Here is a 13,210-nt window from a genome sequence, read left to right on the forward strand (position 1 = left end):
CTTGCTACCAAGGCATTCTCACGAACATTCTCGCTGAGAACGAGGTGCCATTATACACACCAATTCTCACCCCGCAACCCCTTTTTTCATCTTTTTTAACTTTTACAGCTTTTTATTGAGTTTTGGTTAAAACGCGACCTAAAAAGCAACTGATACGATGATTATTCAACCAAGTCTACTGCTCTATTTAAGGCAACACGTTTCGTTGTCTTTCGATCAAAAGCATGAAGGTGCTCTTTTTTAACATGTAAGTGTACAGCTTGACCAATATCACCTTGCCAGTAGCCATCAATTCTAACTGTGATTTTTGCGTCACTATTTTGCACACAACCATAAATAAGGGTCTCGCCACCGAGGTGTTCAACCATATCGACAATAACACTAAGGTCAATATCGTCATTTAGCTCTTTTAATACGATGTGCTCTGGACGAATACCAATAATAATTTCACGACCTGAATGATTATCTTCTTTTAATAATAAAGGTAACACACCACCATCATCCAATATGATGCCTTGCTCAGTGACTTTAGCATTTAGGAAATTCATTGCTGGCGCACCAATAAAGCCTGCGACAAATGTGCTTTGTGGTTTTTGATAAATTTCTTTAGGTGTTGCAAACTGTTCTATATAGCCGTTGTTTAGCACCACAATACGATCTGCCATCGTCATCGCTTCAACTTGATCATGCGTCACATATAAACTGGTAATCCCTAGTCGCTGCTGCAGACGTTTAATCTCGAGCCGCATTTCTACTCTTAGCTTGGCATCAAGGTTAGATAACGGCTCGTCAAATAAAAACAATTTTGGATTACGGATAATCGCGCGCCCCATTGCCACACGCTGGCGTTGACCACCTGATAGCGCACCAGGCTTGCGATCAAGCAAATGATCAATTTTTAAAAGCTTGGCAATTTCTTCAACTCGTTTGTGGATTTCTGCTTTGGCTGTCTTTCTTACTTTTAACCCATACGCAATATTATTAAAAACACTCATATGTGGATAAAGCGCATAATTTTGAAATACCATCGCAATATCACGATCTTTTGGCTCTTTATGTGTAATGTCATTACCACACAAGCTGATTTTGCCTGAAGTTGTATTCTCAAGTCCTGCAACCATTCTTAGTAATGTTGACTTACCACAACCTGATTCACCAACAATCACAATAAACTCACCGGATTCAATCGCTAAATTAATATCGTGTAAAACTTCCGTCTTACCATAAGATTTGATGACATTCTCTAATACTAAATAACTCATAATGCTCTACTTATTTTATTTATCTTAATTTACTTATCTGTTTCCATTAAGCCTTTGACAAACCAACGCTGCATAATCACAACAATCAATACCGGAATAATCGTTGCCAACATAACCTCTGCCATAATGAAATTCCAATTAGGGATTTGCCCTAGCGTATCTGCAATCTGCATCAGCCCCATGACAATCGTATGCAGACTTTGATCACTTGATGTAATAATTAGTGGCCATAAAAATTGATTCCAACCATAAATAAACATCACGATAAACAAGGCGACAATATTGGTTTTAGATAGTGGCAGCACAACATCAATAAAAAAGCGCACAGGACCGGCGCCATCAATAGCTGCAGCCTCTGCGTATTGTCGTGGGATCGTCATAAAAAACTGGCGAAACATAAAGGTGGCTGTGGCTGAAGCAATCAATGGCAAGGTCAGGCCAGCAAAAGTATTGAGCATCCCCAAGTTGACCACAATGTCATAAGTTGGCACGATACGTACCTCCACTGGCAACATTAATGTCAAAAAAATCGCCCAGAAGAATAGCATCTTAAACCTAAAGTTAAAATAAACCACAGCATACGCTGATATCAACGCTAAGATAATTTTACCAACAGCGATCGCAAGTGCCATCAAGAAGCTATTCCATAACAGCAATAATGCCGGTGGGATATTATATTGACTACTTCCAACTAAAGCCGTTTGATAGTTTGTCGCGAAGTCATGCCCTGGCAACATCGGGATCACTTGCGTTGCTGAATTTAAGGTCTCAATCGATTGAGTTGATGTAACAAATGCGACATAAATAGGCAACAACATAATCACAATGCCCAATATTAATAGTGCGTGCGTCATAAATGTCAGCACAGGACGTCTTTCTACCATCATGCGTAATGCACCTTCTTTTCTATATATTTAAATTGAATCACCGACAATATGATAATAATCAGCATCAATATTACCGATTGCGCTGATGAGCTGCCAATTTGTTGCCCAATAAAGCCTGTGGCATAAACGTTATACACCAAGATATTGGTTGAGTCCGCAGGACCTCCTTGTGTCATTGTCGCAATAATGCCGAAGGTGTCAAAAAATGCATACACCAGATTGATTGTTAATAAAAAGAACGTCGTTGGCGAAATCAACGGAAAAGTAATCTGCCAAAATCGTCTTATGGGACCCGCACCATCAATAGCCGCTGCTTCAAGCATCGATTTGGGTACCGCTGCCAATCCCGCTAGAAAGAAGATAAAGTTATAACTAACTTGCTGCCATGAGGCGCCAAAGATGGTAACCATCAAGGCTTGCGTGCCATTACTATAATAATTCCAATCAACCCCAAAATGCGCCAATACCCAAGTCACAACACCCACAGCTGGATTAAACAAAAAACCCCATAACACACCCGTTACAGCAGTTGCTACGGCATATGGCCACAAAATAAAAGTCTTGTAGATCTTGACGCCGCGTATAACTCGCATGACAAGAACTGCAAACAATAACCCAAGCCCCATCGCCAAAAATGTCACTGCGACTGAAAAAATCGCAGTCGTAATAAATGACTGCAAGTAACTACTGTCACTTAATAAAGCCCAATAATTCTCAAACCCAACAAAATGAGACACCGTACCCCAGAAATTGCTGCTATAAAAAGAACTGATAATGCTTTGAATTGCCGGGTAGATAAAAAACAGCAGCGTAATCACCAGTTGTGGCAATATCAATAAATAAGGCAACCATCCTGCCTTATAAAATCCTCGATGATGCATAAACTAAACCTTATTTTGTTTGTAGAACTGATTGATTAACTTATTCCCCTTATCCACTGCATCCTCAAGTGCGTCATCGACACTTTGCTGATTAGAGAAAATACGTTCAAGCATCGAGTCATTTTCCTGACGAATCAACGGGAAATTACCCAGTCTAATGCCTAAAGTATAAGGTTTAGGTGGCGCGTTATTTAAAGACTCAACAGCGATCAATGCATTAGGGTCTTTCTTATAATATCCCTCTTTTTGCATGAGCTCATAAGCTGACTTAGTGGCTGGAACATATCCGGTATCCATTGCCCATTGCGCTTGGATTTTGGGTTGTGCTAAGAATTGATAAAAGGATGCGACCCCTTTATATATAAGATCCGCATTAGGTGTATTCTTAGGTAATGCAAACGTCCACATAGCTCCTCCACCAATAATGGTGTTTTGTGGCTTACGTGTATCTTTTGTTTGCCAAAATGGAATTTTTGCAACACCCACTTTAAAAGTCGTTAGTTTTGAATAGTCCGCCAACATTGAAGATGAATGTACAATCATCGCACACTTGCCGCTAGTGAATAAGGTGTCCGCAGAGCCTAAACGTCCGCCATACTGGAAAATGCCTTTTGCTTGCCAAGCCTTAAGTTGTGTTAAAAAGTCCGCCACTGTTTGATTATCAAACCTAAGCTTTGGCTTCATCGAATCGAAACCATTATTAGCACTGGCAAAGGCTAAATTATTCCATGCGCTAAACTCCTCTAATAAAAGCCAAGAAGGGTACGCTGCTGTCATAACACACCCCTGCCCTGATTGAATTAATTTTTCTCCTACTTTAGTCAACTCTTGCCAAGTAACCGGAGGGTGCGTGACACCCGCTTTAGCCAAAGCCTTTTTGTTATAAAAAAGCACGGGTGAAGAACTATTAAAAGGAAAACCAGCAAGCTTACCATCAACACTATAGTAACCACTGACCGCGGGCCAAAAATCACTTTGATTGATCGTAATACCCGTCATTTTCTCAAGCTCATACAGCGGAATAATTGCACCATTTGAGTAAATCATCATCGCCGTACCGATCTCATAAGACACCAACATATTTGGCTGTGTGCTTGAGCGATAAGCTGTTGCCGCTGCGGTTAATGAGTTTTGATAATTGGATTTATTAACCGCCTCAACATAATACTTATGCTGACTTTGATTATACTCATTGACAATTTTATCTAAAGCATAATTAAGCGATCCACCAAATGAATGCCATAACACCAGATGAACCCTGCCATCTTGTTGCTTTTTTCCCTCAAATACAGCCTTAGCTTTCTGCCAAAAATCACCGGCAAAAGCCTGTGATAACAACCCGCAGACAAGCGCCATAACTACGCACAGATAGCGCATTAGATCCCCTCTCTCGTAATTTAAATACTAAATTATTAATAAAGCATGTTACAAAATTATGACAATAACAACAAATAAAAACATAGAGTGTAGGCTTGCAAAAACACAAATCTCCGCTTATATTTACAGCAACTAAAATATAGTTGCATTTTATGACTAAGATAGATAAAGCGCTCGAGAAATTACTAGCATGCCCAAAAGATTTGACATGGGCAGAGTTATCTAAAGTTTTAAAAAGCTTTGGCTTTAGTGAGAGCAATGCAGGTAAAACAAGTGGCTCACGTGTACGCTTTTATTTAAACAAAGAAACACCACCACTGATGCTACATAAACCACATCCGAAGCCAACACTAAAAGAATATCAAATTAAAAACGTTATTGAGTATCTTAAAAAGGTAGGACTAATATGAGTAACGCAATGCAATACAAAGGCTATAGAGGTTCAATTAAAGTTAATCATAACGATGGCATTTTCCATGGTGAGATTATGAACATCAATGCTACAGTTTCATATGAAGGGGAAAACTATCAGGACTTAAAACAGGCATTTGTAGATGCCGTTGATGATTATCTGGAGTTTTGCGCTGAACATGATATCACACCTGAGAAGTCTTATAGCGGATCATTTAATGTAAGAACTGGTGTTGATAGGCATAGACAAGTGTTTTTTGTGAAAAGAGATGGTGAATCCTTAAATGAGTTCATCAACACAGCGATTGATCACGAAATTAAAAGCAGGCTTTCCTCACAATAACACCCATCTAAACCACATGCCGATAAACCTGCACCATTAGTTGCTTTTCCAGTCATAGCACTTTTCTTTTTTTATGCTACAATACCGACCAGTTTCATGAGCAACTCTTATCACTTGTTATCCGTAAATCAACGAATCAAATAGTGATTATGGTTTTAAGCAAAAGTCACTCATGCGATTAGCAAGAATAATAAGCAAAGTAGGTAAATGAATGACGTTAGTTTCTTTAGCGATAGACTATAAAAAGGCTTCTTTAGATGTGCGCGGTGCATTCACCCTCGACAATGAGCGCCTTGGTCAACATTTAAAAACGCTAAAAGAACAACATGGCGTTGAGCAATGTCTTATTTTATCAACCTGCAATCGCACGGAAATCTATGCTATCATTTCTGAATTAAAACACTTAGATCATGTGATCAATTGGTGGCAACAATCGGCAAAACGTAATGATTTGGATTTGAAAAATTTTCTTATCGTGCGCCAAGATACGCATGTTGCCCACCATCTAATGCGCTTAAGCTGTGGATTAGAATCAATGGTTTTAGGTGAGCCGCAAATATTAGGTCAAATCAAATATGCCTATGCGGAGGCACTTGCCAATAACACACTTGGTGGAGATCTTAATCGCTTAATGCAAAAGGTTTTCTCAGTTGCAAAACGCGTGCGCTTTCACACTAATATTGGGCAATGTCCGGTTTCTATTGCCTTTTCGGCAGTGACATTAGCCAAACAAAGTTTAAGTCATTTTGAAGATAAAACGATTCTTGTTATTGGCGCAGGAAGCACGGCTATGCTTGTGACAAAGCACTTAGCAAGTCTCACGCCAAAACGCCTTATTATTGTTAATCGCACTCTAGAAAAAGCGCAACAACTAGCAACTGAGCATCACGCTGAAGCCTTTTCATTATCTGAGCTTAGCAGCCTTGCTGAACAAGCTGATATTATTGTTAGTGCTGTTAACTCACGTGAGCTGATTTTGACAGCTGATATGCTAACTAATACAAATCCTAAAACGCTAATTGACCTGTCGGTGCCACGTGTTATTGATCCACTATTTGACCAAATGGATAACATAACCATTTATTGCGTTGATGATATTCAAGGGTTGATTCAAAACAACAAAACCTTGCGTGAAAAAGCCGCACTACGTGCTGAGAAATGGATTGAAAAAGGTTTGGATGATTATATCAATCAAGAAAAAGCTATTCTTTCTGATAACACGATCAAAGCTATGCGCAATCAAACCAAAGATATGATTGATGATGAGCTCAATCGTTGTCTTAAGCGCCTAGAAAATGGTGAGGATCCTAAAATGGTTCTAGCTCGCTTTGCGCATAATGTTAAAAACAAATGGCTACATACGCCAAGCGTGTCACTTAGAAATGCTGCCGTTGAAGGACGCAATGATATGCTTAACTTAGCTGAAGAAATTTTCGGCTTAAATACTGGACTATAAAATGAAAGACTCAATCAAACGAAAATTACAAGGCTTAATCGAACGCCATGAAGAAATTTCAGCCCTCTTGGGTGAAGCCGAAGTCATTAGTGATCAGAATAAATTTCGCGATCTATCCAAAGAATATGCGCAATTAGAGCCTTTAGTTACAACATTTAAAGCTTATGAGCAAGCGCATGATGATATTGAAAGTGCTAATGAAATGCTCAAAGAAAGCGATCCTGAAATGAAGGAAATGGCTAAAGAAGAGCTCAATGACGCTGAAGAACGAATTGAAGCCTTAACTAAAGAGCTTGAGATTCTATTATTACCAAAAGACCCTAATGATGGCGCCAACGTATTTCTTGAGATTCGTGCAGGCACAGGCGGTGATGAAGCCGCTATTTTCTCAGGTGATTTATTTAAAATGTACAGCCGCTACGCTGAAACACAAGGATGGCGGATTGAAATTGTGAGTCAAAGCGATGGCGAGCATGGCGGTTTCAAAGAAATCATCAGTAAGATTTCAGGCGAGAATGTCTACTCGCAACTTAAGTTTGAATCAGGCGCACATCGTGTACAACGCGTCCCTGAAACTGAATCACAGGGGCGTGTGCACACCTCAGCTTGCACCGTCGCCATTATGCCGGAGGCTGATGAAGTCGAAGGGATTGATATTAACCCAGCAGATCTAAAAGTGGATACCTTTCGCGCCTCAGGTGCTGGTGGTCAGCATGTTAACAAAACAGATTCAGCCATTCGTATCACACACATCCCTACTGGCGTGGTTGTTGAGTGTCAAGATCAACGTTCACAACACAAAAACCGCGCACAAGCTATGTCTATGCTCAAAGCGAGACTCTTACAAGCTGAGATTGACAAACAACAACAAGAGCAGTCTAGTCAACGTAAAAGTCTTGTTGGCAGTGGCGATCGCTCTGAACGTATTCGCACTTACAACTACCCGCAAGGGCGCGTCACTGATCATCGCATTAACTTAACTCTTTACAAGCTTGAAGAAATAATGCAAGGTGATTTAGGTTCAGTCATTAAACCACTCATCCACGAATATCAAGCCGATCTACTTATACAAATGTCTGAAGAAAATGCCTAATAATAACATTCAAGTTATTCTATCAACCTATAGCAAACAACTTGAACCCATTTCTGATAGCGCGCGAATTGATATTGAATGCTTACTTTGTCATGTATTAAAAGTAGAAACCAGTTATTTATACACTTGGTCAGAAAAGTCTTTAAATGAACATGAATTTCAACAGTTTAGTGAACTATTCATGAGACGCTTACAGGGTGAGCCCGTGGCTTATTTGACAGGTAAGCAAGGTTTTTGGGATCTTGAATTTCTTGTTGATAAACACACATTGATCCCACGCGCAGATACTGAAGTACTGATTGAAACAATTCTTAATAAGTTCACACAGCACACTAAACTGCAAGTGCTTGATTTAGGCACCGGCAGTGGCGCAATTGCCTTGAGTCTAGCCCATGCCCGACCCGATTGGCAGGTAACTGCTATTGATTATTGCAAACATGCGCTTAAAGTTGCCGCTCATAACAAAGAGCATTACAAGCTAAGTAATGTAAAACTTTTGCAAGGCAGCTGGTATCAGCCAGTCGCTAATGAACAATTTGACATTATTGTCTCCAACCCACCTTATATTGATCAATCAGATCCCGCACTGTGCTCGCATGTTCGTCAATATGAGCCTAGCACCGCACTGATTGCCAAAAACAATGGTTTAGCTGATATAGAGCATATTGTTTGCCATGGCAAAGCACACTTAAAAGAAAATGGCTTTATGATTATCGAGCACGGCTTTCAACAAGCACAACCTGTTCACGATATCTTTAGCGCTTATGATTATAAAAATATTCAACATTATCATGATTTAAATGAGCATATTCGCGCAACTAGTGCAGAGAGTTAACCACAACTTTAAGTAACCACCCAAAAGCACGCGCCCTGAGCGTAAGTCGAAGGGCATTCTTTTAAGAGGCTTCGACTTACGCTCAGCCAGCACTTACCAACCACCATCTACCTAGTGCTAAGCGGATACCTTACGCCCTATAACTCGTACGCCACATTGGTGAGGTTTTATCTGTTAAAGCAGCCACTTGAGTCTTAGGCAAGGTGTTAAAAAATGTCAAACCAGTGCGCTCTTCAACATCCTTGATCGATACACGATATTTCGCGACATCTTTTTTATCAACTCGAGCATTTGGCATAATAAAGGCAATCGCCCTATCCTGCTTTGGCGCGTAGACTACTTTGAAGAAATACTCTGGCACCCAGATTTTATTCTTACCTATTGTTTTATGTGTTTTGCTGTTCTTAAATACAGGGCCTGTGTAAACATAGACTTCCTTGTACATTTGCGCCCAGAAACGTACATCAGACTCAAGCTTTGCCCATCCTTGACGATTAAGCCCACCTTTTTGTGGTGACATATTCGATAAATAAAACGACTGCTTAGCACTTGTTTTATTAAAGTCCATCGCAGCATAGGGTGCTAAATGCCCACGATCATAACCACTTCTTTTATAATCTGATAACTCAGCACGATATTTTGCTGGTACTTCTGGATCTGGTTGAAATTCGTCATGGCGCTTTAGTTTACTTGAAACAGACTGAGCCGTTAAACGATAGGCAACCCAGCTAGGCTGCTTCGTTTCATAGTTATAAGCAGATATATAACCTTCACGACAAAGATATAAATTCACTTTGCCACCAGGGTTGCCATATTTTAGAAAATCATTGCAATAATTTGCTGCTAACGGAATGGTTTTAGTAGCACTTCTGCTTGCCGCTGGCATATGACTACTTGCGGCAAATGAACTTGTCATTGATGACGCAACGAATAAAATCGCTGCAGTATATTTAATAAACTTGTTTAACATGTTTTATCTTTATTGTGTGCGGGAGCATAAGCGTAACGCGAAATGAGGCAGAGGTTAAGTTTTTTAATCGACTCAATTGTTATTTATCACATTATATTGGTTTAAGTTGTTGGTGTTTATACTATACAGAAACATATTTACTCTATTTATAGCAGTAGCTACTGATTGGGGTAGTTTAAGACTTGCATGCCATGCAGCGCTTCTATATGTAAATTTTAACAACTCAGGGTCACCAGCAGCTTTAAATTTGTTAATATAACGGTTATATAGATCAACAACTGGTGCAGCCCAATAATTTATTCCTGATTTCCTAGAGATTGCTGCATAAGCGACGACCTTATTAGAATTAAATGCTTTTAGCTGTTTACTTTCAGAAAGCAAGCCACCTTCTTGTTCTTTCTGAAAAAAAACAGCATTTGGATTTTGCGCTTGAAGCTGATTAGCTAGTTCTGGGAGTTTGTGCTTATTTTGCTTATAAGGTTCCTCTAACTTGTTTTTAAGTTGGCTCCTAGCGTAAGAAAAACCATGCAAATCTTTTGCCATAATAGCCATATTAGGCAAACTCATACCCACTGCATTTGCCCACGCTTCAGCGTTACCACCATGTTCAATTAATGGCACCATTGCTGCTATTGGATTAAATAGCTCAACAAAACCACTAAGACCTCCAGTTGCCAGTTGACGATAATTATCTACCGAGCAACCATAATGACTACACAAGCCTATTGTTGCACCAGAGAGAAGCCCATCACCCAAGCCTTGGAAAAAGCCACCTACAACATGACCAAATGCACTATGTCCATTAGGATCAATATGGTTAACAGGATTGCTATTGGCAAAGGCATAGCGATTTAGCAAATTATAACTATCGCGCTGCATAAAGCGCATTGTCTTTGGATTATAAAAACGTGCGCGCAAGTAGATTAAGCCACTATCATGATCCTGATACTCACCATCATAGGTCAATGGGTTATGTGTTATTAAATTAGTATTTATACCAAACTGAACTTTCCCGAATTTTGTAAGAATTTGCTGTGGATGAGCTGCAAACCAAAGTTTATCCCTATATCTTAGGGTTGCTAAAAAACAGGAGCAACTCATCGATGGATACCTTACAGCCTTTGCTTGATCACTTGCAAGCACTTTTTAAAAGAAGCACTCAAGAAGGACGGCTTTTTAGTGCAGTGATTTTAGCAATGATTATACCTATCGGTTCTGGTATCAGTAGTCAAATTTATCGTAAACTCGTTCAGATAGTTGGCTATTCGCTTAGCAAAACACGTTTTTATCGCTTTATGGCAAGTAAATGCTTTAACTGGGATGTGATTTGGAAAGCTATATTCAAACTGATTCCATTACCATTGACTGATGGACGCCTTATCATAGCCTTAGATGACTCCACCACGCCTAAAAGCGGCAAGGAAGTATTTGGTTGTGAGCATTTCTTTGATCATGCAGCCAAACACAATCAAAGTAAATACCCTTGGTCACAGTGCTTTGTCCAACTTGGGCTCTTAAAGTTCATTCATACCCGTTGGGCATTTTTGCCACTGTTGACGCGATTTTATCACTCTAGCAACAAAGCAGCGGCTGAGTGTTTTAACAGTAAAATTGCACTGGCCTGCCAAATGATTCTTAAGCTTAGCACCTGGACAAAATCCCCCATTCTTATTGTGACTGATTCATGGTTTGGTAATGGTAAATTGTACAACCCGTTAAAAGATCAACTGGGTAATCGAGTCCATATCCTCACCATGTTACGCAAAAACAGTGTTTTATACGGTTTTCCTGAGGTTATCGAAGGTAAAAAATGTGGGCGTCCTGCAAAATATGGTGCCAAAGCAGGTTCTGTTAGGGATTTGGCAAATGAATATAAAGCTAAAGCCCAAAAAGTCACAAGCTTTGTTTATGGTAAAAAGCGTGACATGCTTGTCTACGAGAAAAACTTCATGTCTAAAGCTTTTAAATGCCCGATAAAAGTTGTCTTTGCCTATTACAAAAATCACTTCGTTGCTTTAGCAACAACAGACTTAAGATTAAGCGTAACGCAGATATTGGAATACTATAGCGCACGGTGGAAGATCGAGTCTGGTTTCAAAGAGCTCAAACATGACATCGGCAGCCAAAAAGCCCAAGTAAGATTGGAGCATTCGGTGATAAACCACTTGAATATGTGCATGCTTGCCATTACGATTATTTGGATCGCTGCCATGCATCTTCCAAGTGATGCAGTCAATGAGCTAACACATAATGGCACTAAGCCGCAATACACCTTTTCTGTGGCACGAAAGTTGTTGATAAAGCGTCAGAATAAACTCAGGGTTTGTCAAAATGATGAATTTGAGCTAAAAAATCATAGAAATTCATGGATTCAAATGATTATTGGGCTTGCCGCTTAACAAAACTTGGGAAAGTTCAGTAAACATATTTAAATGCGGTTTAACCTGATCAGTAGCATTAAGTTTTCTATTAATAAAACCTCTATATTGTCCTTCCTTATCATCCCAGTAAGTAGTATATAGAGCCACATCACTTGCATCATGATAAGGAGAGATATTAAGACCACCCGCATTAGCTCCTTGGTTATTAACTGTTTCTTCAAATTTTAAGGGTGATTCCGCATCATTGACTGAATCAATTAATGGCATTCTGATGGCATTATCACTTTCATGATCACTATTAGATGCTCTGGGTTTATTATAATCATTAAATGGGGGGTCTTCTATATATTCTTCTGATTGTATATCTTGATTTTCAGCTTCAAACATCGGTTCTACTAACTCATTCGGTACTTGTCTAAAATACCAGCGAAAAAATCTACTAAATTGACTGCCAATAGCGCTAGTAACAGCTATGCTTGCAATATCAATAAACATATTTGCTGTAAACTCTCCCCAATTCCCTTTTTCCGCCGAAGTTACTGCACCATAAAATGGAATCAGTGATGAATATGAAAAATGCCCATTTGGATCAATGTTATTCACTGGATTGCCATCAAACGCATTATAGCGATTGATCAAATGATAACTATCACGCTGGATAAAACTCATCATCTCTGGATTATAAATCCGTGCCCGAAGATATACTAATTCCGTATCAGCATCTTGATACTCACCATCATATGACAGTGGGTTGCGGTCAATTAAACTCTCATCATTTGTCTGTATATGCCGATTTTGACTGCTGATTATTGAATGAGTCTCATTGCTATCAGCAAAACCATTAGCGATAGATGATACCGTTAAGCAGATACCAAAAATCAAACTGACTATCTTTTTATTTATCATATGCATATGCTATGTCCCTATCTTACAATAAAAATCCATACTGTCACTCAACGCACTCTATATACCCTTTCCATTCCGATTATTCTACCCCAAAGTGTCAATACAGTTTTTTGAAAATTCTTATTCCTATACATGTCATGCAACCTGCAATGTTTTTTGTGCCTGATTTTTAAAGTTAATAGCACCTTCTTTGTACACATTCATTGGTTTTTTGTATCCCAAACTTTCATGAAATCTACGGTTATTATAAAAATCAATATAATCAGCAAGATCAGTCCTAAGCTCAGGTAAAGAACCATATTCATTAAGATAAATTCGCTCGCATTTTGCACTGCGCCAAAAACGCTCAATACAAATGTTATCAGTAGCTCGACCCTTGCCATCCATTGAGATAGTAATACCTCTACT

The 13,210-nt window shown here is 39.3% G+C and carries 14 protein-coding genes; 6 read left to right on the forward strand and 8 right to left on the reverse strand.

The features are described 5' to 3' along the window. Positions 1 to 161: 161 nt before the first annotated feature. Genes F3D68_RS10465 through F3D68_RS10480 form a run of 4 tightly spaced genes read right to left on the reverse strand, consistent with a single transcriptional unit; the run spans position 162 to position 4,407 of the window. Entirely contained in the window at positions 162 to 1,262 is a 1,101-nt protein-coding gene (locus F3D68_RS10465; protein WP_151194385.1) for an ABC transporter ATP-binding protein, read from the reverse strand. Positions 1,263 to 1,291: 29 nt separating this feature from the next. Then, a complete protein-coding gene (gene ugpE, locus F3D68_RS10470) occupies positions 1,292 to 2,149 on the reverse strand; it encodes a sn-glycerol-3-phosphate ABC transporter permease UgpE (RefSeq protein ID WP_151194386.1) in 858 nt (285 codons plus the stop codon). Continuing rightward, positions 2,146 to 3,030, reverse strand: a complete 885-nt coding sequence (gene ugpA, locus F3D68_RS10475) for a sn-glycerol-3-phosphate ABC transporter permease UgpA (protein WP_151194387.1) — start codon at positions 3,028 to 3,030, stop codon at positions 2,146 to 2,148. The genes ugpE and ugpA overlap by 4 nt, the downstream gene beginning before the upstream one ends. A gap of 3 nt (positions 3,031 to 3,033) precedes the next feature. Next, on the reverse strand, positions 3,034 to 4,407 hold the full coding sequence (locus tag F3D68_RS10480) for an extracellular solute-binding protein (protein WP_151194388.1): 1,374 nt from the start codon (positions 4,405 to 4,407) through the stop codon (positions 3,034 to 3,036). A gap of 152 nt (positions 4,408 to 4,559) precedes the next feature. Here F3D68_RS10480 and F3D68_RS10485 point away from each other — a divergent pair, with 152 nt between their 5' ends. The 5 genes from F3D68_RS10485 (at position 4,560) to prmC (ending at position 8,545) form a co-directional block, all read left to right on the forward strand. Further along, on the forward strand, positions 4,560 to 4,817 hold the full coding sequence (locus F3D68_RS10485) for a type II toxin-antitoxin system HicA family toxin (RefSeq protein WP_151194389.1): 258 nt from the start codon (positions 4,560 to 4,562) through the stop codon (positions 4,815 to 4,817). Then, complete coding sequence (locus F3D68_RS10490) at positions 4,814 to 5,161, forward strand: type II toxin-antitoxin system HicB family antitoxin (protein WP_151194390.1); 348 nt, start codon at positions 4,814 to 4,816, stop codon at positions 5,159 to 5,161. The genes F3D68_RS10485 and F3D68_RS10490 overlap by 4 nt, the downstream gene beginning before the upstream one ends. A 211-nt stretch (positions 5,162 to 5,372) precedes the next feature. Continuing rightward, entirely contained in the window at positions 5,373 to 6,617 is a 1,245-nt protein-coding gene (gene hemA / locus F3D68_RS10495) for a glutamyl-tRNA reductase (protein ID WP_151194391.1), read from the forward strand. Position 6,618: 1 nt separating this feature from the next. Beyond that, positions 6,619 to 7,710, forward strand: a complete 1,092-nt coding sequence (prfA, locus tag F3D68_RS10500; protein WP_151194392.1) for a peptide chain release factor 1 — start codon at positions 6,619 to 6,621, stop codon at positions 7,708 to 7,710. Continuing rightward, the gene (prmC, locus tag F3D68_RS10505) at positions 7,703 to 8,545 is read left to right on the forward strand and encodes a peptide chain release factor N(5)-glutamine methyltransferase (RefSeq protein ID WP_151194393.1); all 843 of its coding nucleotides are present in this window, start codon (positions 7,703 to 7,705) and stop codon (positions 8,543 to 8,545) included. The genes prfA and prmC overlap by 8 nt, the downstream gene beginning before the upstream one ends. 130 nt (positions 8,546 to 8,675) lie before the next feature. On the opposite strand, the gene F3D68_RS10510 is transcribed toward prmC, so the two are convergent. Together F3D68_RS10510 and F3D68_RS10515 are read right to left on the reverse strand one after the other, a co-directional pair. After that, complete coding sequence (locus F3D68_RS10510; protein ID WP_411955264.1) at positions 8,676 to 9,461, reverse strand: DNA/RNA non-specific endonuclease; 786 nt, start codon at positions 9,459 to 9,461, stop codon at positions 8,676 to 8,678. Between the two features lie 126 nt (positions 9,462 to 9,587). Beyond that, the gene (locus F3D68_RS10515; RefSeq protein ID WP_151194395.1) at positions 9,588 to 10,616 is read right to left on the reverse strand and encodes an RHS repeat-associated core domain-containing protein; all 1,029 of its coding nucleotides are present in this window, start codon (positions 10,614 to 10,616) and stop codon (positions 9,588 to 9,590) included. 2 nt (positions 10,617 to 10,618) lie between these two features. On the opposite strand from F3D68_RS10515, the gene F3D68_RS10520 reads away from it, so the two are divergent. Beyond that, positions 10,619 to 11,914: a transposase gene (locus F3D68_RS10520; protein ID WP_151194396.1), complete on the forward strand. Its 1,296-nt coding sequence runs from the start codon at positions 10,619 to 10,621 to the stop codon at positions 11,912 to 11,914. Here F3D68_RS10520 and F3D68_RS10525 read toward each other — a convergent pair. Next, positions 11,879 to 12,808, reverse strand: coding sequence for an RHS repeat-associated core domain-containing protein (locus F3D68_RS10525; protein ID WP_151194397.1), 930 nt, complete (start codon positions 12,806 to 12,808; stop codon positions 11,879 to 11,881). The two genes, F3D68_RS10520 and F3D68_RS10525, sit on opposite strands and share 36 nt — an antisense overlap. Before the next feature lie 129 nt (positions 12,809 to 12,937). Next, positions 12,938 to 13,210 (reverse strand): integrase core domain-containing protein (locus F3D68_RS10530; RefSeq protein WP_151194398.1); only part of this gene is annotated, 273 nt, incomplete at its 5' end.

The organism is Cysteiniphilum sp. JM-1 (assembly GCF_008711525.1).
Classification (GTDB): domain Bacteria; phylum Pseudomonadota; class Gammaproteobacteria; order Francisellales; family Francisellaceae; genus Caedibacter.